General features: G+C 70.8%; 14 protein-coding genes and 3 tRNA genes. 4 read left to right on the forward strand and 13 right to left on the reverse strand.

Features of this window, described 5'->3' with window-relative positions; translation table 11 throughout:
* Positions 1–50 precede the first annotated feature (50 nt).
* The 5 genes from AC0VYL_RS07630 to AC0VYL_RS07650 all read right to left on the reverse strand — a co-directional run bounded on the left by AC0VYL_RS07630 (position 51) and on the right by AC0VYL_RS07650 (position 7,734).
* Complete coding sequence (locus AC0VYL_RS07630; RefSeq protein WP_475482706.1) at positions 51–782, reverse strand: ABC transporter permease; 732 nt, start codon at positions 780–782, stop codon at positions 51–53.
* Positions 779–1,504, reverse strand: a complete 726-nt coding sequence (locus AC0VYL_RS07635; RefSeq protein ID WP_475482707.1) for an ABC transporter ATP-binding protein — start codon at positions 1,502–1,504, stop codon at positions 779–781. The genes AC0VYL_RS07630 and AC0VYL_RS07635 overlap by 4 nt, the downstream gene beginning before the upstream one ends.
* A 55-nt stretch (positions 1,505–1,559) precedes the next feature.
* Positions 1,560–2,468: an ectoine hydroxylase gene (thpD, locus tag AC0VYL_RS07640; RefSeq protein ID WP_475460701.1), complete on the reverse strand. Its 909-nt coding sequence runs from the start codon at positions 2,466–2,468 to the stop codon at positions 1,560–1,562.
* A 298-nt stretch (positions 2,469–2,766) separates the two neighbouring features.
* Complete coding sequence (locus AC0VYL_RS07645) at positions 2,767–7,110, reverse strand: hypothetical protein (RefSeq protein WP_475482708.1); 4,344 nt, start codon at positions 7,108–7,110, stop codon at positions 2,767–2,769.
* A 105-nt stretch (positions 7,111–7,215) separates the two neighbouring features.
* Positions 7,216–7,734 (reverse strand): MarR family winged helix-turn-helix transcriptional regulator, encoded by a 519-nt coding sequence (locus tag AC0VYL_RS07650; protein WP_475460702.1) that lies wholly within the window; start codon positions 7,732–7,734, stop codon positions 7,216–7,218.
* Positions 7,735–7,938: 204 nt separating this feature from the next.
* Between AC0VYL_RS07650 and AC0VYL_RS07655 the strand changes: the two genes are divergently transcribed.
* Together AC0VYL_RS07655 and AC0VYL_RS07660 are read left to right on the forward strand one after the other, a co-directional pair.
* Positions 7,939–9,768 (forward strand): flavin-containing monooxygenase, encoded by a 1,830-nt coding sequence (locus AC0VYL_RS07655; RefSeq protein WP_475482709.1) that lies wholly within the window; start codon positions 7,939–7,941, stop codon positions 9,766–9,768.
* 41 nt (positions 9,769–9,809) lie between these two features.
* Positions 9,810–10,829, forward strand: coding sequence for an SMP-30/gluconolactonase/LRE family protein (locus tag AC0VYL_RS07660; protein ID WP_475460704.1), 1,020 nt, complete (start codon positions 9,810–9,812; stop codon positions 10,827–10,829).
* Positions 10,830–10,848: 19 nt separating this feature from the next.
* Here AC0VYL_RS07660 and AC0VYL_RS07665 read toward each other — a convergent pair whose 3' ends face one another.
* Complete coding sequence (locus AC0VYL_RS07665) at positions 10,849–11,712, reverse strand: MurR/RpiR family transcriptional regulator (RefSeq protein WP_475462975.1); 864 nt, start codon at positions 11,710–11,712, stop codon at positions 10,849–10,851.
* A gap of 382 nt (positions 11,713–12,094) precedes the next feature.
* Between AC0VYL_RS07665 and AC0VYL_RS07670 the strand changes: the two genes are divergently transcribed.
* Complete coding sequence (locus AC0VYL_RS07670) at positions 12,095–13,234, forward strand: NAD(P)/FAD-dependent oxidoreductase (protein ID WP_475482710.1); 1,140 nt, start codon at positions 12,095–12,097, stop codon at positions 13,232–13,234.
* Positions 13,235–14,188: 954 nt separating this feature from the next.
* Here the strand turns inward: AC0VYL_RS07670 and AC0VYL_RS07675 are convergent.
* The 6 genes from AC0VYL_RS07675 to AC0VYL_RS07700 form a co-directional block, all read right to left on the reverse strand.
* Positions 14,189–16,159, reverse strand: a complete 1,971-nt coding sequence (locus AC0VYL_RS07675; RefSeq protein WP_475482711.1) for a BCCT family transporter — start codon at positions 16,157–16,159, stop codon at positions 14,189–14,191.
* Between the two features lie 242 nt (positions 16,160–16,401).
* Entirely contained in the window at positions 16,402–17,310 is a 909-nt protein-coding gene (locus AC0VYL_RS07680; RefSeq protein WP_475483488.1) for a lysostaphin resistance A-like protein, read from the reverse strand.
* Positions 17,311–17,357: 47 nt separating this feature from the next.
* Positions 17,358–17,921: a DUF3887 domain-containing protein gene (locus tag AC0VYL_RS07685; RefSeq protein WP_475462977.1), complete on the reverse strand. Its 564-nt coding sequence runs from the start codon at positions 17,919–17,921 to the stop codon at positions 17,358–17,360.
* A gap of 305 nt (positions 17,922–18,226) precedes the next feature.
* Positions 18,227–18,300, reverse strand: a tRNA-Val gene (locus AC0VYL_RS07690).
* A gap of 13 nt (positions 18,301–18,313) precedes the next feature.
* Positions 18,314–18,384 (reverse strand) — tRNA-Cys (locus AC0VYL_RS07695).
* Positions 18,385–18,424: 40 nt separating this feature from the next.
* Positions 18,425–18,497, reverse strand: a tRNA-Gly gene (locus tag AC0VYL_RS07700).
* A 202-nt stretch (positions 18,498–18,699) separates the two neighbouring features.
* On the opposite strand from AC0VYL_RS07700, the gene AC0VYL_RS07705 reads away from it, so the two are divergent.
* Positions 18,700–19,893: a molybdopterin molybdotransferase MoeA gene (locus AC0VYL_RS07705; protein ID WP_475482712.1), complete on the forward strand. Its 1,194-nt coding sequence runs from the start codon at positions 18,700–18,702 to the stop codon at positions 19,891–19,893.
* 103 nt (positions 19,894–19,996) lie between these two features.
* Here the strand turns inward: AC0VYL_RS07705 and AC0VYL_RS07710 are convergent, their stop codons facing one another.
* Positions 19,997–21,673, reverse strand: coding sequence for an MFS transporter (locus AC0VYL_RS07710; RefSeq protein ID WP_475482713.1), 1,677 nt, complete (start codon positions 21,671–21,673; stop codon positions 19,997–19,999).
* Positions 21,674–21,715 lie beyond the last annotated feature (42 nt).

Here is a 21,715-nt window from a genome sequence, read left to right on the forward strand (position 1 = left end):
GATTCGCTTGAGTTCGCCACCGGCGCGCCCCTCGGGAGGTGCGCTCGGTCCTAGGGGGTGCGGCGGCGGAGGGTGAGCGAGGCCAGTAGGACCGCGCCTACGGTGAAGGCGGACACGATCAGCAGCGGCCGGTACACGTCCCAGGTCCCGTCTCCGGCCGCCACCGCGTTCACCGCGTCGATCGCGTGGCTCAGCGGCAGCCAGTCCGAGATCGCGTGGAGCACGTCGGGCATCCGGTCGCGCGGCATGAAGAGCCCGCCCAGGATGATCTGTGGGAACACCAGCAGGGGCATGAACTGCACCGCCTGGAACTCGGTGCGCGCGAACGCGCTGGCGAGGAGGCCGAGCGCGGTCCCCAGCAGCGCGTCGACGACCGCGACCAGGCCCAGCGACCAGAGCGGCCCCTCGACGTCGAGCCCGCACACGTACACGGCGAACAGCACGGTGACGAAGGCCTGGACGATCGCGGTCAGCCCGAACGCGAACGCGTAGCCGAAGATGAGGTCGAACCGGCCGATCGGTGTCGACAGGAGGCGTTCCAGGGTCCCGGACCGGCGTTCCCTCAGGGTGGTGACACTCGTGATCAGGAACATCACCACGAACGGGAAGAGGGCCAGGATCGCCGGGCCGATGTCGTCGAAGACCGACGTGTCGGTGAAGAGCCAGGCGAAGAGGCCGACGAGCAGGCTCGGGGCCACGAGCAGCAGGACGATCGACCTCGGGTCGTGGCCGAGCTGGCGCAGGACGCGGCCGCTCGTGGCGAAGGTGCGCGCGGGGTTCATCCGGCCTCCCTCTCGATGAGGGCCAGGAAGGCGCGGTCGGGGTCGTCCGCCCCGGTCTCGGAGAGCAGCCGGGCGGGCGTGGTGTCGGCCATGACGCGCCCGTCGCGCATCAGCAGCAGCCGGTCGCAGCGCAGGGCCTCGTCCATCACGTGGCTGGAGACCACGAGCGTCGCCCCCTCCGCGACGAGCGAGCGGAACACCGCCCACAGTTCCTCGCGCAGCAGCGGGTCGAGGCCGACCGTGGGTTCGTCGAGGACGACGAGTTCGGGGCGGCCGAGGATCGCGACCGCGAGCGAGACCCGGCTGGCCTGGCCGCCGCTGAGCGTGTCCACGCGCTGACCGGCCCGGTCGCGGAGGTTCACCTGGTCGAGGACGCGCCCCACGTCCCTCCGGGAGGCGCCGATCAGTCTCGCGAAGTAGCGCAGGTTCTGTTCGACGGTGAGGTCGGAGTACACCGACGCCGCCTGGGTGTCGTAGGCGACGCGGTGGCGCAGGCCCGCGCTCCCCGCCTCCTGGCCGAGCACCGTGACGCTGCCCCCCTGGACGCGCTGCGTTCCGACGATCGCGCGCATCAGGGTGGTCTTGCCGCATCCGGAGGGGCCCATCAGGCCGGTGATCACGCCCCGGGCCACCTCCAGGCCGAGTCCGTCGAACACGACGCCGCCGCCGCGCCGGACACGCAGGTCACGGACGACGACGGCAGCGGTCGGGTCATGGCTCATGGCGCAGCATCATGCGCGGCGAACCGGTACCGGTCAAGGCGCCACTCACGGGGGATCAGGAGCGCAGTGTGGTGAAGTCGCGCGAGGCCACGAAGCCGGGCCGGCGTCCCCGCGCGGAGAACGGCTCGACCAGCGCGTTGTCCACGCTGTTGAACACCACGAAGATGTTCGAGCGCGGGTACGGCGTGATGTTGTTGCCGGAGCCGTGCATGCTGTTGCAGTCGAACCACAGGGCCGACCCGCTCGGGCCGGTGAACTGCTCGATCCCGTGCTCGCGGGCGAGCGCGGCGATGTCCTCCTCCTGCGGGACCCCGACCTTCTGGGCCTTCAGTGAGGACTGGTAGTTGTCCTCCGGAGTGCGTCCCAGGCAGGGCACGAACGTGCGGTGTGCCCCCGGCATGAGCATCAGCCCGCCGTTGAACGGATGGTTGTCGGTCAGTCCGATGGACAGGCTGACCGCCGCCATGCCCTCCATACCGTCCTCGGCGTGCCAGGTCTCGAAGTCCGAGTGCCAGTAGAACCCGTTGCCCCGGAACCCCGGCATGAAGTTCACCCGGCTCTGGTGGACGTAGACGTCCGAGCCGAGGATCTGGCGCGCGTGGTCCAGGACGCGCGGCTCCCTGATGAGCCGGGCGATCCGGTCACTCAGCAGGTGCGCGTCGAAGACGGACCGCACCTCGTCGGAGGCGGGCTCCGTGATGGTGCGCTCGTCGGCGCGGATCACGGGATCCTCGACCATCGCCCGGAGCTCGTCCAGGGCTGCGGCGACCTCCGGCGGGGACAGCAGGTCCCGCTGGATGTGGAAACCGTCGCGGGCGTGCGCGACGAGTTCGGCGGTGGTGGCGGGCCCCTCCGTCACCCCGGGCCACACGGTCGGTTCGTGGCGTTCGATCCACCCCTTCCCCTGGTCGGGGTCCACACGGGTGGGGTAGCGATCCTGGATGTGGGCGTCTACGAGTGTCACGGCAGACTTCTCCCTTCCGGCGTCTCTTCCTTTCGGTGGTCCAAGGCGTACTGGTGCGTCTCGCGACCAGGGGCGGAGATGCGCCCCTGGCCTACGCCGTGCCCTGCCGCGCGGACGGGTAATCATCGCCGGAACCGGTGCGGCACCCGGACGACCAGCACGGGGACAACGGGGTTCCAACGGGGGATGTACGGCCGGAACATGGAGTCGCCCGCGAAGCGGACCCGCGTCTACACCCGGTCTCCTCCAAGGATCCCGGAGCCTCCGGAGAGGAAACACGGCCCAAAATCCGGCCGTGTCAGTCCTCGGAGCGCAGGGCGGCCAGGTAGCGAAGGTGTCCCCTGCGGCGGCTCCGGTAGGCCCAGGCCAGGAACGCGTACACCAGGCACAGGCTCAGGGCGGCGCCGCCCAACGGACCGAGCCAGGGGGAGAACACGGCGAAACCGGAGGCCGTGACCAGCGACAGGGGCGCGGTCAGCACGGTCACCACCGCACGGGCGGGAGATCGGCGTTCCGCGACGGCGAGCGCGTGCAGACCGACCAGGGCCGGCCCCCAGAGCGCGGCCCTCGCTGCGAGCGAGGCCAGGCGGGGCGGGCGCAGCGGCCACCGGCGACGTGCGTCCCCGGTCAGCCACGGCAGAAGTCCCAGGGCGACAGCGAAGGACAACGCGATCGCGCCCAGGACCGCCGCCCCCGACTGCGCGGGTGTGAACAACAGGAGCACGAAGGGGAGGAGCAGGTAGTTCTGCGGGCTCACGTACGGCGCGTGGACACGGGAGACCTTGATGCGCCCATCGGAGCGGTCGGACGTCACGAAGTCCATGGGCGGCCGGTCGACGATCATGGGACGCAGGTCCCCTCGAGCGCGCGTGGCCTCGCACCAAGCCGGGGCGGGTTCCCCGTCCGGAGTCAGGCCGCGTCTGAGGACTGTGTGCCAGGAGCGATCGACTCCACGGGACACCCGGCGCCGGGCCAGATCCTCGAGTACGGAGCCGTGACCGGCGGCGGTCGCGATCCGGGCCAGCCGTTCGGCTCTCGTGTGGTCCCCCCGTTCCTCGGCCCGCCGCACCCGAATCCCCAGAGCTGCCGCCGGTACTGAGGCGTCCGGTGTCGGGTCCGCCCCGGCCTCCTCCCGGGCACGGGCCCGAAGGCCGGGGTCCCGGCTGAGGCTTCGCGACAGAGCGTCGAAGAGTGCGGCGTTGTCCCAGTCGCCCTCCAGCTCCAGGTCCTGGGACACGGAGGACAGGTCGATGTGGCACCCCTGGTCGCGCAGCCAGTGGGCTGCGGCGAGGGCCAGGTCGGGTCGTGCGGAGTCCATCAGGAGCTCCACAGGGGAGATCTGCTCGTCGAGGAACCTGGTGTCCCCGAAGCGTTTCGAGGTCGGGGACACCCGCTCGATGAAGTCGCCAGCGAGGTGCAGAGCATCGGCGTGCACCAGGTGGAACAGGGTGCGCCCGGCGTCGCTCTCGGAGTCCAGGTGGTAGGCGCGCAGTTGGGCATGGCGAAGTGACTCCTCCTCACCGGGCGCGGGTTCGGAACGTCTGTAGGCATCGTCGGTGTCGGTGATCTCCTGGCCGAGGAACACCAGGAGGGTGCGGACACGGGCGTGGTCCTCCCCGGCAAGATGGCCCCGGACCAGGGCGGGCACCGCCGCCGAACCGCCGACACGCAGAGCCAGCCCCTCCAGTTCGTCCGCGCCGGCCCGGTCGCCGTTGTTCCGGTACAGATGGGAGATCCAGCCCAGGAGAACCCCCAGATGTCGGTGTCCTTCGTAACGGGATCGCGGTCGGATCCAGGCCATCAGCGCTTCTTGCTGGGGCCGATCGGCCGTCCACCTCTCCGCCCGGGTGAGCCCGGGGACGGTGTCGATCCGCGACGCCAGGTCCCGCGCCAGGGTGAGCGGATTGCCGTGCCGGAGATGGCGCACCAGAGCCCGGGTCTCCCTCCGGGAGGCTCGGATCTCACGTCCCTCGGCATGAGGGGTTTTCAGGACGAAACTGTCCAGATAGCGCAGGAGATCCTCGTCGACCAGTACGCCTTCCCGGGGCCACAGCTCCCGGGCCCGCCCGTGATCACCGGCGGCCCGCGCGGCCCAGGCCAGGAGGGACAGCAGAGGACCGTTCCATCCTGAGGCTTCGGGGCGGCGCATACGTTCCGCCGCCTTGGCCGCCTCCGGTTCGGTCAGCAGGCAGCCGACGATCTCGTCCAGGTCCTCACGGAACCGCTCGGCGGCCAGCAGGGCGACCGCCTCGGCGCGGTGTCCCCGTGCGGTGAGCAGTTCCGCCAGGGCGGACGCGGCCAGCGCATACCAGCCCAGTTCGACCGATCGACGTGCCATGTCCTCGGCGGCGGTGACTTCGCCCCTCATCCTCAGACACCGGATGAGAAGGCGCTGAAGCGACTCGGTCTCGTAAACGTCGTCATCCGGGACCGGGTCCGGGAAGGCCAGGCGCTCGGCCCCCGCGTGATCCCCGTGGCGCAGGTGGAGCCGCAAGGACAGTTCCCGTGCCCAGCGATCGTCGATGCCCTCCAACAGCCTCGCGACCTCGTGTGTGCGGCCCGAGAGCGCCAGCTCTCTCATGCTGACGGCCACATCCAACCGTGTGGCATCCGCGCCCACGGCCAGTTCGAGGAAGCGGCCACCGGTCTCCCAGGCCTCGGCTGACAAGGCGATGCTCGCGACGGTGCTCAGGCACTCCGGATCGGTCACATCGGCCAGGGCCTCCAGAAGTTCGGGGTGTTGGGGCCACCCGTCGAAGGTGCGCGGACTGGAGGGCCCCCTGCGTGGCACCAGGAACTCCAGGACCGGCCGGTGGACCCCTGCGGACACACAACGACGGGCGATCTCTGCTCGGATCACCGAGTGCAGCGGGTGCGCGTCGTCCGTCAACAGTGCGAGCAGAGGACCCTCGTCGCCTGCCCGGGCGTCCGCGACGGCCTGGTCGACCCGACGGTCCCAGTCGGACTCCCATCTGGTCTGCTCCGCCTCGGACGTCTCGCCGTCCCGCGAGCCGATCCGTTCCTCGCAGAGTCGGATCCCCGCACGGTCGCGCAGCGGTCGGAGCAGAGCGATCATGGCGCGGAGGCCGTCGGTTCCCGTGCTCTCCTCGACGGCGCGCACCAGGGTGTCCCTGTTCTCCGGTGTGGATCCGTGAATCCTGAGGACGGCCTCGTCGACGCACCGATCCGTGCCCTCGGTGCGCCGGAGGAGCGAGAAGGCGGCGCACGTGAACTCCGGACGGCCCACGGCGTCGACCAACTCCAGCAGGGCCTCGGGCCGACCCGACAGCGCGGCGTCGGTGGCCAGTCGCTCGGCGGTGGCGTGGTCACCGGTTCGGGTACGCAGCCGAGCCCGGCGCTCGATCACCTCGGCCCGCCCCGCGACGATCAGTTTGAAGGTGTCCCTTCGCAGGATCGCGTCCGCGTGTTGCAGGAGCAACCGGTCCTCGGCCGCCTGGGCGAACGGAGGCAGCCTGGCGACGTGCTTTCCAGCGGACCCGCTCAGCGCCTCCCAGAACCCGTCCGGTGGGCACAGGTGGCGTCGTCGCTCACGGCCGTACTCCTCCAGGTAGTCGGGGAGGGCGTATCGGGACCGCCTGCCGCTCTCCACCGGGATCAGCGGCCCGGGGGTCCCCGGCCCTCGCCGGGTCAGGGAGTCGATCGTGGTGGTGAACCACCGGTCGGGCAGGGCCGCTCGTTCGGCGGGGGAGAGGTACCCCGGGGCGGCGTCCGAGAGCAGTTCCGAGGGCAGGGCGTGACTGAACTCCTGGAGGCGCGCGGCGTCCATGGCCGCCTCCAACACCGCCCGTTCGGCGGGGGTGCCGTGCCGGTAGCGGCGGACGAGGTCCAGGGCGCCGGACAACGCCTGCGTGACCTGTCCCCGGTCGCCCTCCGTCAACGCCCAGAGCAGCCGGGCGTCGGTCCGGGAGAGCTCGCTGTTGGCGCGCAGTTCCGCAGGGGTGAAGGAGTCCGGGACGGTGACGTCCCGCGCTCGGTCCAGCAGCAGGCGGTTCTCCCGGGTGGCGGAGCGCTCGTCGAGAAGGTCACGCCAGTACTCCGGCCAGAGCGAGCCCAGGACCAGGACGGGTCCCTGGGAAGCGTCGGAGAGCAGGCCTTGGAGCGCCTCCACCACCTGTGGATCACGCAGGTACAGCTGCGCCTCGTTGAGCCACACCACGGTGTGGGGCGCGATCCGGTTCGTGCGCAGGGCCTTCTTCAGAGCCTCGGGACGGGTGGGGGAGAGCGGGTGCCACAACCGCCAGTGGCCGGGCAGTTCGGCGTGGACCGCCTCCCAGCAGGCGCGGGTCTTGCCCACGGACGAGCCGCCCACCAGCAACACCAGGCCGCTGGTGTGCCCCGCCTCGCGTACGGCGGCACGCAGCGGGTCGTCGACGTCGGAGCGGTACAGGTAGGGCGGCAACGGTGGCAGGCCGTTGCCACCGGTGGGGTCGGCGACCTCGTGCACCTCGAAGGTGTGCGCGTCGGCGGGGGTGAGGTCGTCGAGGGCTGTGCCGAGGGGGGACGTGTCCGGGGGATCCGGGGCGCGGGGGTGGTGATGGTGGTGTTCCACCTTGCCGATGAGGTCGCCGTGCACCTCCAGATCGCGCAGGTCGATGTGGTCGCCGCCGTATTCACGGACCACGCGTGTCCCACCGCCCTCGTGTCCACCGTCTGGAAGGGTCGCAAACCCTGCTGTGCGGCCACTCTAGGGCTCGCGGAGACGGGTGGGGAGCCCGGCCTGCGGGCGTCAGGGGGCGGTGTCGACTCCGCGGGCCGGATCCTCCGAGGTGGGGCCGGACCCTCCGACGAGTTCGGCGTAGCGGTCGCTCACGGCGCGTATCCCCTGCGCGAGTGCGTGGAGGTCCTCGATGCTCAGGCCCATGAGCACGCTGTCGTGGAACTCCGGGCGCTCCATCACCAGCTGGCGGGCGAGTGCGGAGCCCTCGCCGGTGGCGTGGACGCGGCGGACGCGGTGGTCGTGCGGATCCTCCGTGCGCGTGGCCATGCCCTGGGACGCGAGCCGGTCGACCAGGCCCGACATGGTGGCCATCGACACCCCGAAGGACTCGGCCAGACCCCGGACGGTCGCCCCTTCCCGCGTCGTGACCAGGACCATGAGGACCTTGAGCTGCTGGATCGTCAGGTCCATCGCGAGCAGGTGCTGGACCTGTGCGGGGAGCGAGGCCTGTTCCATGGTCGCGGTCAGGGTCCTGATCTCGTGCACGACACGTGTGCGTTCTCCCTGCTCCGTGGCGTCTGGTCCCATGCGATCAGGATAGCTTCGCCCGTCGGGAACGGGGTTGACGCGAATACTTAGCCTGATGCTAACCTTTTTTCGCGGAGGCGCGCCGCCTCCCGAGCGGACCCGCGCGCCCTGACCGGCACGGGTCCCGTCCCCCGTTCCGGTCGCCCCCGCCGGTTCGGCGCTCGCGCCCCCTTCAGTACACCGGCGAGGAAGTTGGGAAGCCCCATGGGCACAGCACCAGACACGCGAACGGCGATCGACGCGGCGGAGCCCGACATCCAGGGCCTACGGGCCCGTTACGCCAGGGAACGGGAACGCCGCGTCCGGCCCGACGGCGCGTCCCAGTACCGGTCCGCCGCAGGGGACTTCGGCTACTACGCGAAGGACCCCTACACGGCCCGCACCGAACGCGCGCCACTCACCGACGCCGTCGAGGTGCTGGTGATCGGTGGCGGTTTCGGCGGTCTCGTGACCGGAGCGCGACTGCGGCAGGCGGGGTTCGAGTCGATCCGGATGATGGACGAGGCCGGTGACTTCGGCGGTACCTGGTACTGGAACCGCTACCCGGGCATCCACTGCGACATCGAGTCCTACTCCTACATGCCCCTGCTGGAGGAGGTCGGCCACGTGCCCCGGTGGCGCTATGCCCCGGGAGAGGAGATCCGGCGGCACGCCGTCGCCGTGGCCGAGACCTTCGACCTCTACCGCGACGCCGTGTTCCAGACCAGGGGCACCGCTCTCACCTGGGACGACCGGGCCGAGGAATGGGTGGTCGAGACGGACCGGGGGGACCGGATGCGCGCCCGGTTCGTCATCACCTCCTCCGGGACCCTCACCCAGCCGAAGCTCCCCGGCATCCCGGGCGTCGAGTCCTTCCGCGGCCACACCTTCCACACCAGCCGGTGGGACTACGACTACACCGGCGGCGACCAGGACGGCGGTCTCACCGGGCTCTCCGACAAGCGCGTCGCGGTCGTCGGTACGGGAGCGACCGGAGTGCAGGTGATCCCGCACCTGGGACGCGACGCGCAACACCTGTACGTGTTCCAGCGGACGCCCTCCTCCGTGGACGTCCGCGACAACCGACCCACCGACCCGGAGTGGGCCGCCTCCCTGGAACCGGGCTGGCAGCGCGAGCGCATGGAGAACTTCCTCGCCCTCGTCTCCGGTGAGCCGGTCGAGACGGACCTGACCCGGGACGGCTGGACCTCGACGGCGCGCCTGCAACGGAAGCTGACCACCGGGGCGCTCGACACCAGCGTGAGTCCGGAGGAGCGCGAGCGGGTCGAGGAGCTGGCCGACGCCCACAAGATGAACCAGATCCGGGCGCGGGTGGACCGGGTCGTGGACGACCCGGCCACGGCGGAGCTGCTCAAACCCTGGTACCGGTACATGTGCAAACGGCCCTGCTTCAGTGACCACTACCTCCAGACCTTCAACCGGTCCAACGTCACGCTCGTCGACACCGCGGACCACGGCGGCATCACCCGCATGACCGAGGAGGCCGTCGTCGTGGGCGACGTCGAGTACCCGGTCGACTGCGTCGTCTTCGCGACCGGATTCGACGTCGGCGTCTCGGGGGTGGTCTCCGGGACCCTCCCGGTCAGGGGCCGTGGCGGGCGGGCGCTGCTCGACTCCTGGAGCCGCGGCCCGAGGACGCTGCACGGCTTCTACAGCGACGGCTTCCCCAACCTCTTCCACCTGGGCCCCCTGCAGAACGCCACGTCCGTGAACTTCGCGCACATCCTGCTGGAACAGGCCGGACACATCGCCTCGGTCATCGCGGAGGGCCGCCGGGCCGGTGCCCGCGTGGTCGAGCCGTGCCCCGACGCGGTGGACGACTGGAGGCGCGTCATCCGCGAGAACGTGCTCGACAATGTCGACTTCCAGCGCGAGTGCACCCCCGGCTACTACAACCGGGAGGGCGCCGGTCACTCCGGAGGACAGTCCTACGGTCCCGGGCCGGTCGCCTTCCACCGGCTGCTCCAGGACTGGCGGCGGAGCCGTGTCCACGAGGTCCTGGTCCACGACCGCGGGGATGCGGGGGCACCGTGACCACGACCAGCGCGACGAAACCCACGATGCGGGCGGAAGACATGGAACCGAACCGACGAAGGAACCCGTTCGCCGTCGCGACCGGACCGCTGACGGCCGTCCTCCTGGTCGCCGCGACCTCGGCCTGCGGAACGGAGGCCGCCCCGGAGAAGGAGCGCACCGCGTCCCTGCTGGTCCAGGTGACCTCGGTCCACGAGGAGACCGGGATGACCCTGCTGGAGGGGCCCACCTTCGCCCCGGACGGCGGTCTCCTCGTCGTCGACGTCACCGCTCCGGCCGGAGAACCCAAGGTCCTGAGGGTGGACACCGAGACGTCGGAGGTGTCGGCCGTCCTCACCGACGAGGCCAGCGTGTACACCTCCGCGCAGTTCAGCCCCCACGACGAGCGGTTGTACCTGACCGACCTCGTCGGCGGGAAGATCGACAGTGTCACCCCCGACGGCGGGGACCCGGTCACGTTCTTCTCCGGCGAGGTCGAGGGGAAGCCGATGCTCCCCGACGACCTCGCGTTCGACGAGGACGGGAACCTGTTCGTCAGCGACACCACGGGGCACGCGGATCCCGTCTGGGACCCCCAGGGCAGGGTCGTCAGGATCGACCGGGACACGGCCGAGGCCACGGTCCTGGCCGACGAGCTCCCGGCGCCGAACGGCATCTCCTTCAGCGAGGACTTCTCCGGGCTGTGGGTCAGCCAGTACGCCGCGAACCGCGTCGACCACCTCGCGCTCAACGAGGACCGGACCGAGGTGGAGACGGCGCACACGGGTATCCACTTCGACGGCGGCACGAGCCAGATCGACTCCAACGCCGTCGACGCGGAGGGCAACGTCTACCAGGGCGTCCACGGGCAGCCGAGCATCTTCGTCCACAGCTCCACGGGCGAACACCTGGCGACGGTGAGCGTCCCCGCCGAGGACGCGGAAGGACTGGACACCGCCACCAACCTGGCCATCGCCCCGGGAACGACGGACGGCTACATGACGGTCAGCGGCGAGGACGGCGGCTTCGTCTACACCTTCGAGGCGCTCGGTGAGGGGATCCGCCAGTCCAACGGGGGATGACCGCGTCCACCGGACTCCCTCACGTGGTCCGGGCCGGGGAGAGCCTGTCGCGCAGTCGCTGCAACGCGTCCCGGGCCCGGATGGCCGTGGACGGGTGGCGACGGGCGAGCTCCGAGACGAGGGAGTCCGACACCGCGCAGGCGGCGGTGATCTCCGACGCCGGAGATCCCGCCGTGCTCGGGAGGGGCAGGTACAGCACCCCGGCGGGGGAGCGGGGCGACGGGGGCGCCTGCGAGACGAGCACGATCCGCGCCACCCTGGGCGCGGCCTCCGCGATCAGGTTGTCGATGTCGTTGAACAGCACCCGTGGCGCGACGACGATCAGCACGTCCTCGCTCTCCAGGGAGTGGACCTCGTCCGCGAGCGTGTGACCGCTGCCGGACACGGCGTGGGCCCTCAGACCGATCCTCCGGAGGCCGAGACCGAGGTACTCGGCGACGTGGGACCCGGTGCCCAGCCCGTAGACGACGGTGCGCCCCGACGACTCGACCAGGTCGACCGTCTCCTCGAACTCGGCCTTCGGGAACGACTCGCTGAACTCCAGCAGGACGTGCGCGGACGCGGCCAGGACGGCGCGCGCGGTGCCGTGGGCGGAGACCTCCTCGCCGTGACCCTCCAGGGACTCCAGCCGGGCCCGGATCGTGGCCCCCAGGGTCTGACCCGCACCCACCTGACCGGCGCACGCCTGCTTGAACTCCTTGACCCCCGCGAAGCCCAGCTTGTGCGCCGCCCGCGTCACCGTCGCCTCACTCGTGCCCGCCATGTCCGCGATCTCGACGGCGGTACTCGTCGCGAAGCGGAGCGGGTCCTGTTCGGCCAACGCGACCACGTTGCGTTCGCTGCGGGTCAGGTCGTCCCGGTCCTGAGCGGAGCGGTCTTCCATTGAGGCCACTGCGTCCTCTCGGTCTCACGGTTCGATGAGGTACCGAACCGGGGCGTGCGCGGGGCGGAGCCGGTGCACGGCGCACGGAAATGCTAGCCAACCACGGGCCGTCGGCCCCTCGCCGTCTCGCGGACCCGTGGCGGGACCCTCCCCGGCGCCTCCCACGGGGACGCCGCTCTCGTGTCACCGGACCGAGCGACGGACGCACGCGGCTTCGCCCGGGGCGGTTGGGAACGTCATCCCAGTTCAGTTGATGTCCGTGAGCGGTTCGGCGAGCCCACGCGAACCATCAATGAAGATTTTCCTACATCTTGACGCCTTATGTAGGTTCTCCTACAGTGTGCTGCATCACATCGTGTGAACAGCGACGAAAGGCGGACGAATGATCGCGGAGTACGTCATCGTCGGAGGTGGCGCCTACGGCTGTGCCGTGGCCTACCACCTCGCCTCACAAGGGCGTTCGGTCGTGGTGCTGGAGGCTGCCGGGGTCGGCGGCGGAGCGTCCGGCGGCCCCGGAAAACGGGGGGTGCGCGGCAACCGCCGCGACCTCAGGGAACTACCGCTCCTGCGCGAGGCACACCGGCTCTGGCCCCGGCTGGCCGACGAACTCGGCGCCGAGACCGGATACGTGCGGACCGGGTCGCTCTCCCTCATCGAGGAGGAGGTGGTGGGCGGCAAGGGCGGAGCCGTCGCCGCCGAGGCCCACGCGCACACGCAGACACGGTTCGGGATCCCCACCGAAGTGTGGGACGGCGACAGGGTGCGGGAGGTGATCCCCGGCCTCACCGGGAACGTGCGCGCGGCACTCCACGTACCCGGGGACGGGGTCGCCGCCCAGTACCGGACCACCCTCGCCTACGCCGACGCCGCCAGGAGGTCGGGCGCCGTCATCCACGAGGACACCAGGGTGGTCGCGCTGCGTTCCAGGCAGCCGGGTCGGCGCGCCCACGTGGTCACCGAGGACGGCCGGACCTTCGAGGCCGAGCGGGCCGTCCTCCTGGCCGCGAACGCCTCGGTCCCACAGCTGGTGCGGGAGAACTTCGGCCACGTCGTCCCCGCGTGGACCGTCTACCCGCAGGTCGTCCTCCTGAGGCCCGAACACGCCGTGACCCTGCCGCTCCTGGTGGGCCACGACAGCCGCCTCATCTCCGTCAAGTCCCTGGACGGCGGTCTGATCCAGCTCAGCGGCGGCTGGCGGGGACGGTTCGATCCCGACACCGGCAGGGCCGAGCCGGTGGAGGCGAACGTGCGGGGGAACATCGCCCAACTGGAGGCCCTCCTCCCCGCCGCCGGCGAGCTGACGCGGGTCTCCGTGCACGTGGCGAGCCCCGAGACCGCGACGGTCGACCAGATCCCCTTCGTCGACGCGGTCCCGGGTGCCGAGGGCTTCTACCTGGCCACGGGGTGGACGGGGCACGGCTGGGCCCTGCTCCCCGCCGCCTCCCGGGACATCGCGCACCTCCTCCTCCACGGGACCGTGCCCCCGGCCCTGGCCCCCTTCTCCCTCAGCCGCATCCCCTAAAGGACGGTTCCCATGCCGGAGCTCATCGAGTTCGACTCCAACGCGCTCAACTCACTCCTCCTCTCGGGGGCCAGCCTGGGAGTCTTCCTCATCCTGGGCCTGCTCGTCCGGGCGTTCGTCCCCCTGGCCAGGAGGCTGTTCCTGCCCGCGGCCCTGATCGGCGGCTTCCTCGGCCTCGTCTGCGGACAGCACTTCCTGGACATCGTCCCCGCCGGAATGTCGACGACCTGGTCGTCCATGGCCGGTGTGCTCATCGCGGTCGTGTTCGCCCCGATGCTCCTGGGGCAGCGGCTCCCGCCCTTCAAGGAGGCGGCCAGGGAGGCGGGCGCCCAGATCTGGATGTCGTACTTCAGTACCCTCGTCCAGGTCGCTGTCCCCGCGCTCCTCGTCTTCGCCCTCCTGGGGCCGTTGTTCGGGACGAACCAGCTCTTCTCGACCATCTTCGAGGCGTCATGGTCGGGAGGGCACGGGACCGCCGCGGGCATGGACGAGACGTGGACCGCCCTGGGCTGGCCCGACGGCACCTCCCTGGCCCTCTTCGCGGCCACGGTCGGGCTCGTGTACGGCGTCGTCATGGGAACCGTGCTGCTCAACATCGCCGCCAGGCGCGGCCACCTCTCCTACGAGGCGGCCGCGCGCCAGGTCGACCGGACCGACATCCTGGAGGACGCCGATCCGAACCAGACGACCAGCGGACGGCTCCACGCCTCGGCCCTGAGCAACCTCGCCTTCCACGGCTCACTCATCGCCGTCGCGATCCTGATCGGATACGCGCTCAAGTACCTCGTCGACCAGGCCGTCTCCGGGGTGCCGCTCTTTCCCCTGGCGATGATCGGCGGTCTCCTCGTCCAGCTGGTCATCGGCCGGACCCGGCTCCGTGTACTCGTCGACAAGCCGACCCTCAACGCCATCGCCGGGGTCGCGCTGGACCTCCTGGTCGTCGCGGCCGTCGCCTCACTGGCCGTTCCGATCATGCTCGCGAACTGGATCCCGCTGACCGTCGTCATGCTCTCCATGGCCGGTGTGAGCGTCCTCATCTACTTCTACGTGGGTCCCCGGATCTTCCGCGATGACTGGGCCGAGAACTCCATCGCCCAGTTCGGGGCCCAGACGGGTGTCGTCGCGATCGGCCTGATGCTGCTCAGGGCGGCGGATCCGCAGATGAGGTCCAACGCCTACCGCGCCTTCGCGCTGCGCTCCCCCTTCGTCAGCCCCTTCATCGGCGGCGGACTGATCACGGCGTCGTTCCCCCTGATCGCCGTCGAGTACGGGAACCTCTGGCTCGGCCTGGGCTGCCTGGCGCTGTGCGCGGCCATGCTGGCCGCCGCCCGCCCGTTGGGGCTGTGGAACGGTCTCCCGAGGGCCCGGCGGGCGGTCTGAGTCCCTCCGCGCGACCCGGTGGTCGTGCTCGCGGAGCCAGCGCACGAGGGACACGGCCACCAGGCTCAGGACCAGGATTAGCGGGAAGGCGGTCACGACCGACAGGGTCTGCAACGCGTCCGTGCCTCCGGCGGACATCACCGAGACCGACACGGCGGCGAGGACGAGGGCCCAGAGCACGCGGTTGAACCGCGAGGGCTCCACGTCGTTCGGCAGGTCACGGGAGGTCGCCGCGCCCATGATGTAGGAGGCGGAGTCCAGCGTGGTGGCCAGGAAGACCAGCAACAGCAGGAGGAACAGCGGGGTGATGATCCAGCTGAGCGGGAAGGCCTCCAGTGTGGCGAAGATGGCCGGGACCGCGCCCTCGGACTCCAGCGTGTCGACGATGGGTGCCTCCCCCCTCAGGTCGAAGGCCATGCTGGAGTTGCCGAGCAGCGCGAACGAGAGCCAGCAGCCCAGGCTTCCGAAGCCGCACATGCCGATGATGATCTGCCTGACGGTGCGGCCCTTGGAGATCTTGGCGCAGAACATGCCGACGAACGGTCCGTAGGAGATCCACCAGCCCCAGTAGAAGACGGTCCAGATCTCCTGGAAGCCCGATCCGCCGACGGGGTCGGTGTAGGTGCTCATCCGGACGATGTTCTGGGCGAGCAGCCCGACGCTGTTGGTGAGGGTGTCGATGACGAAGACCGTCGGCCCCACCGCGAGGACCAGGACACCCAGGGCGGCGGCCAGGTAGAGGTTGAGGTTGGCGAGGCGCTTCAGGCCTCGGTGCAGCCCCAGGGCGACGCTGCCCGCGAACAGCAGGGTCCACATGCCGATGACGAGGGTGTTGAGGGTGGCGCCCGGATCGACTCCGAACATGCGGGAGGCGCCCTCCGCGATGGTGGGCACGGCCAGGGCCAGCGAGGTCCCCGCGGCCCCGATCATCCCGAGGATGAAGAGGACGTCGATGACGCGGCCGGGCCAGCGGTCGACGCGGTCCCCGAGCACGCCGCGGCAGGCCTCACTGAGCCGCAGCCGACGGATCCTGCGCACGTGGTAGGCGTAGGCGAGGGCGAGGGTCGGAACGCAGAAGACCGCCCAGGCCGTGGGGCCCCAGTGGAAGAGGGGGTAGGTGGCCGACCACTCGGCGGCCTCGGTTCCGTGCGGTTCCAGCTGGAACGGGGGAGCGGAGTGGTAGTGGGCCCACTCGATGATGCCCCAGTACATGAGGCCGCCGCCGATCGCGGCGGTGAAGATCATCGCGAGCCAGGTGGGGGTGGAGAACTCGGGCCGGTCGTCGGGGCCGCCCATCCTGATGCGGCCGTACCGGCTGAAGACGAGCCAGACGAGCAGTACCGCGAGCCCGGCGACGAACCACATGTACACCCAGCCCAGGTCGGACTGGAGCCAGGAGAGGACGTCGCCGAGCAGGCGTTCACCCGTCGTCGGCGCGATCACGAACGGTGCGCTGAAGCCGACGACCATGATCAGCGCGGGCCAGAAGACTGTGTTGTCGATGTTCCAACGGATGACTCGGGTCACCTCCGGGTTCGAGGACACGGGCCATCCAGTAGCTACTGTGTTGCGCCTGACTAATCAACCAGTCGGAATCGCATCAGAGCCCTCCGGTGCGGTCATCGCCGGTCGTCGGGATTGCCAGAGTGCCTGCCACCAAGCACTTCTCGCGTCGAGGGCCGCCCAGCGCGACGCCTGTATATCGAACTGGCAACGTCGGCCAAGTTGCGAAAATCGCCACTCTGGGCGCACACTGGTGGGGTTCGCCCCCCGGAGGTGCCCGGTCGTCATGCCGGTCGGGAGGGCCGCTTCTCGGGAGCGAACTGTCCCGTGGCGACGAGGACCACGACGAGCACGAGCGGGACGATCCACCCGCTCCAGCCGAGGACCGTCGCCTGCGTGGTGTCGACGTGCTCGCCCGCCCGCGCGAAGAGGAGGTAGGACGCGCCCGCACCGTTGAACGCGGCGTGCGCCAGGGCGGCGGGCCACACGGACCCCGACCGGAGCCGCAGCCAGCCGAAGACCGCACCGACCAGAACGCACATGCCGACCATCGCGGTCAGGCCGAGCCAGCCCGGCGCGTCGGGGTAGTTGTACCCGAGGAGGATGAGCGGGGCGTGCCACAGGCCCCAGATCACGCCCGAGACCAGCAGGGCCGGGAGCGTTCCCAACGGCATCAGCTTCGGGAGCAGCCATCCTCGCCACCCGAGCTCCTCGCCCAGCGCCGGGATGAGGTTGATGAACGCCGCCAGGGGGAGTACCGCGAGCTGGACGACGATGAGGGCGCTGATCGGAATCGGGATCTCGACCCCCTCCGCCTGCTCGTCCAGGACCTGCTGGAACGCGGAGAAGTTCGCGAAGTCGGCCGGATAGACCCCGAGCAGCGCGCCGATCGGCAGCGCCACGAGGACCAGCGCGATGGACACGAAGATCCCCAGCGCCCCGTAGCCGAGCACCCTCCGGGCCGGTTTCAGCGGCCACAGCCCGAGCGTCCAGGCCTTCTGCCGTGGCCTTTCCACGAAGAACACGACGACGAGGGCGGCGATCGCGGGGGTCGTCATCGTGGCGGTGGCGACGAGGGTGAACCAGGGGCTGGCGAGTCCGTCACCGAACCAGAGCGGGAGCACGAGGAGCCAGGCGAGCGCGAACGCCAGGGCGGTGAACACGCCGATGGATCGCAGGTCGCGGCTGTTCACACAGGGTCCGCCCCGTTCCGTGGGCGAGGTGTCCGCAGGTCTGATGGTCACGACTTCTGCCCTTCGAGGATGTGCAGACCGGCGATGGTCCGGTCGTCGCGGAAGGCGATCCGCGCCGTGTAGTCGCCCGCCTCGAACGCGAGCGGCGTGTTCGTGATCGTCACGTCGCCGGCCCGGCTGACCTCGGGCTCCCCGCGTCCCTCGAAGGCCCCTGAGAGGCCGATGATCTGCGCCCACGCGGCCGCGAGCGCGTCCTCCGACAGGCCGTCGCGCATGGTCGGATCCAACCGCTCGGTGACGCGTGCCCATTGCCCGGCGGCGAGGTTCGCGATCACCGAGGCCGCCAGTTCGGCGACGCCGGGGAGTGGCGTGGTGTTCATGGGTTCTCCGGTTCTGGGATCGATCGGTTTGCCGTAGCGCTGGAACGCCGCCTGCCTGCTCACGCCGAGCGCGTCACCGATGACCTGCCAGGTGGCGCCGTTCTGGCGTGCCTGCTGCACGACGGCGCGCACGACGTCGTCGGCGGCTGCCTGCATGCCCACGGCACGCGCGATCGAGTCGGCCCAGTCGTCGTCCTTGGTCAGGACACGAGACGCGAGGAACGCGTCCATGCGCGCCTTCAGAGCCCGCAGCGCACCAGTCAATTGCTCTTGCACGTGTAAACCATAGCTTTACAACCAAGCCATGTGTCAAGAGCGCGAGCACAGGGGCGCTCCCCGAGCGGGCACCTTCGGCCAGGTCGGACCGGGGGGAAGTGCGTTCTGGAAAAGGTCACACCGGAGAGGGAGCGGCGTGTGCTGGGGGTGAACCGGGAGTCGGTGGAGGCGAAGGGTGGGCGCTCCACCCGCCGGGAGCGGTCGCACCACCGTGGAAACGATGAAAGCGGGTTCCCGTGGGAACCCGCTTTCGCGTGATGTGGGCGATACAGGACTCGAACCTGTGACCCCTACCGTGTCGAGGTAGTGCTCTAGCCAACTGAGCTAATCGCCCCAGTGAGACTGGGAGGTGGAGACGGGATTTGAACCCGTGTAGACGGCTTTGCAGGCCGCTGCCTCGCCTCTCGGCCACTCCACCGAGTACACGTGAGGCGATCTCTCGCCCCGCGTCTCCTCCGAGCGGACGACGGGATTCGAACCCGCGACCCTCACCTTGGCAAGGTGATGCTCTACCAGCTGAGCCACGTCCGCGTGCTGCCCGGCCCGGCCCCCGTTTCCGTTGGCCCCGCCTTGCTGCTGGTACAGACTTTACCGGAGATTCGACAGACGGCAAATCAGAGCTCGGCGGGGTCGTGCGGCGCTCCCCTGGGAGGGTGCGCGGGGCGGGTAGCGTCCGCGTCAGGTGCTTCGGGCGGATCCGGGGCACACCGGGCAGCGGAGTGAACGGAGCGGCATGGACATCCCCGTGGCGGACGGCGCGGCGTGCGGAGGGCACGGAGGTGCCGTGCCCTGGGCGCGGGCGCGTGAGCGGGCCCGCGAGCTCGGGGCGCGGTCGCGCACGCCCGCTCGTGAACTCCCTCTGGGGCGGGCGCTGGGCGGTGTGCTCGCTGACGACCTGCGGGCGCTGGTGGGCCTGCCCGCCTTCGACGCGTCGGCGATGGACGGGTTCGCGGTGGCGGGGGAGGGCCCCTGGCTGCTGGTGGGCTCACAGCTGGCCGGCGCCCCTGTGGCGGGGCTCGCCCTGGGTCGGGGAGAGGCCGTGGAGATCGCCACCGGTGCCCGTGCGCCGAAGGGCACCGAGTCGGTCCTGCCGTACGAGCACGCCGAGGTGGTGGACGGCCGGGTGCACGGCGAGGCCCTGCCCGGGCGGCACGTGCGGTGGTCGGGTGAGGAGACCGCGCCGGGGGAGCGGGTGCTGGAGGCGGGCACCGAGGTGACCCCGGCGGTGCTGGGGTTGGCGGCGAGCCTGGGCCACGACGGTCTCGGTGTGCGTCTGCCCACGGTGTCCGTGCTGGTCACCGGGGACGAGCTCGCAACGAACGGCCTGCCGGGCGATGGGGTGGTGCGTGACGCGATCGGCCCGTTGCTGCCCGGAGTCCTCACCTGGGCCGGGGCGCACCTGGACCGGGTCCGGATGCTGGGGGACGGCTTCGGGGACCTGGGTGAGGCGTTGACCACGGCCGGGACCGACGTGGTCGTGGTCTGCGGATCCTCCTCGAAGGGACCCGCCGACCATCTGCGCGGGGTGCTCCGGGAGCTGGACGCGGAGGTGGTCGTGGACGGGGTGGCCTGCCGCCCCGGGCACCCGCAACTGCTCGCCCACCGGGACGGCACCGTGTTCGTGGGCCTGCCCGGCAACCCGAACGCCGCGCTCGTGGCGTCGCTCACCCTGCTGGTCCCGCTGCTGAGCGCGATGTCCGGACGCCCCGAGCCGACCGGCGGTCTGGCGAGGACGGCTCTGGGCGGGGACGTGCGCTCCCGGCCCGACGACACGCGCCTGGTCGCGGTGCGTGTGGGGGAGGGGCGCGCGGAACCGGTGGGCCACGACCGGCCGGGCAGTCTGCGCGGCGCCGCCCTGGCCGACGCCTACGCGGTGGTGCCGCCGGGGTGGTCGGGCGGTGAGGTGGAGCTCCTGCGCCTGCCCTGACCCCCGGCGGCTGGAGGTCCTCCGGGCGGGCCCGCCCGCGACCCGAGACACGGGTCGGCCCCCGAGGGAACTCCCTCGGGGGCCGGATCTCGCGTGACGGAGGCTACTTCGCGGACTCGTTGGCCTCGACGACCTCGCCGGCCCGGTCGGACTCGCCGTGAGCGGTGGCCTCGGAGGCCTCCCGCCGGTCCGTCTCGTGGTCCGGGGCGTCCACGGCCGGGTTGCCGTGTCCGCGCAGCAGGAACCAGGCCTGGGCCGCGGCGGCGAGCACGATCACCACGGCGATGGCCGAGGTCAGGTGCATGCCGTCGGTGAACGCCAGCCGGGCCGAGTCCATCAGCGCGTCACCGGCGGTCCCGCCCAGGTCGGAGGCGGTGTTGGCGGCACCGCCCAGGGTCTCCCGGGCGGCCTCGGTCGCGGACTCGGGCACCCCGTCCACCTCGGTGAGGTGGCCGCGGTAGAACGCGGTCAGCACACTGCCCAGCACCGCGACGCCGAGCGCACCGCCCATCTCGTAGGCGGTCTCGGAGATCGCGGACGCGGCGCCCGCCCGCTTGGGCGGGGCGGCCGACATGATCGCGCCGTTGGTGAGCGTCTCCGCGAAGCCGGTGCCCAGCGAGATCAGCACGAAGGCCGTGACCACGAGCGTCACACCACGGGTGACGTCGTCCGCCGGGGTGAACACCAGCGCGCCGAACCCGGCCGCCGTCACCAGCAGGGACACCCCGATCACGGTGGACAGGCTCAGGTGGCGGGCCACCCGGGCCGCGACCAGACCGGCGATGATCGACAGCAGCAGCCCCGGCACCAGCACGATTCCGGCGCGCATCGGTGAGATCCCGAGCACCAGCTGGAGGTACTGCGTGAGGAAGAACAACGACCCCACCAGCGAGAACACGATCATCAGGTTGGTGACCACCGCCACGCTGAACACGCGCGAACGGAACAGGTGCACGTCGATCAGCGGGTCCTTGAGCGTGCGCTGTCGGCGCACGAACAGGTAGCCCAGGGTCAGACCGAACGCCAGCGAGAGGATCGGCAGGACGTCGAGGCCGCCGGTCGCCATCTTCTTGATGCCGAACACGATGGGCAGCATGGCGCCCAGCGACAGCACGACGCTCAGCAGGTCGATGCGTCCGGAGTCCGGGTTGCGGGACTCACGGACCAGCAGGGGCACCAGGATCAGGATCAGCGCCATCACGGGCAGGTTGATCAGGAAGACCGAACCCCAGAAGAAGTGCTCCAGGAGCCAGCCGCCCAGGATCGGGCCGAGCGCGGCGCCGCCGGAGAAGCCCGACGCCCAGATCGCGATGGCGAGCAGGCGCTGACGCGGGTCCAGGAAGATGTTGCGCAGCAGCGACAGCGTCGAGGGCATCAGTGAGGCACCCGCGACGCCGAGCAGGGCGCGGGCGACGATCAGCGTCTCGGCGTTGGGCGCGAAGGCGGCCAGCAGGGACGCGGCGCCGAAGGCCGCGGAACCGATCATGAGCAGGCGTCGCCGCCCGATCCGGTCACCGAGCGAACCCATGGTGATCAGCAGTCCGGCCAGGATGAAGCCGTAGATGTCGATGATCCACAGCAGCTGTCCGGAGCTGGGGCGCAGCGCCTCGCTCAGGGCGGGTACCGCGAAGCCGAGCACGGTCATGTCGACCGAGATCAGCACCACGGGCAAAACCAGGACGGCGAGTGCGGCCCACTCGCGCGGGCCCGCGAGTGCGGGTGGGGACCCGGTGCCCCCGTGCGTGTGGGTGGCGCCGTTTCCGGCCTCGGCGGAACTCATCTTTCCCTCGTCATCGCTTGTGGGTTGCGCGCCCTTCGGAGT

It is taken from the genome of Nocardiopsis sp. iso_238, from assembly GCF_056173325.1.

Coding starts and splice junctions, on each gene's coding strand:
- AC0VYL_RS07635 (WP_475482707.1), bottom strand. CDS start 1,504: ATGAGCCATGACCCGACCGCTGCCGTCGTCGTCCGTGACCTGCGTGTC.
- AC0VYL_RS07705 (WP_475482712.1), top strand. CDS start 18,700: ATGGACATCCCCGTGGCGGACGGCGCGGCGTGCGGAGGGCACGGAGGT.
- AC0VYL_RS07660 (WP_475460704.1), top strand. CDS start 9,810: ATGGAACCGAACCGACGAAGGAACCCGTTCGCCGTCGCGACCGGACCG.
- AC0VYL_RS07655 (WP_475482709.1), top strand. CDS start 7,939: ATGGGCACAGCACCAGACACGCGAACGGCGATCGACGCGGCGGAGCCC.
- AC0VYL_RS07670 (WP_475482710.1), top strand. CDS start 12,095: ATGATCGCGGAGTACGTCATCGTCGGAGGTGGCGCCTACGGCTGTGCC.
- AC0VYL_RS07685 (WP_475462977.1), bottom strand. CDS start 17,921: ATGGACGCGTTCCTCGCGTCTCGTGTCCTGACCAAGGACGACGACTGG.
- AC0VYL_RS07710 (WP_475482713.1), bottom strand. CDS start 21,673: ATGAGTTCCGCCGAGGCCGGAAACGGCGCCACCCACACGCACGGGGGC.
- AC0VYL_RS07630 (WP_475482706.1), bottom strand. CDS start 782: ATGAACCCCGCGCGCACCTTCGCCACGAGCGGCCGCGTCCTGCGCCAG.
- AC0VYL_RS07650 (WP_475460702.1), bottom strand. CDS start 7,734: ATGGGACCAGACGCCACGGAGCAGGGAGAACGCACACGTGTCGTGCAC.
- AC0VYL_RS07665 (WP_475462975.1), bottom strand. CDS start 11,712: ATGGAAGACCGCTCCGCTCAGGACCGGGACGACCTGACCCGCAGCGAA.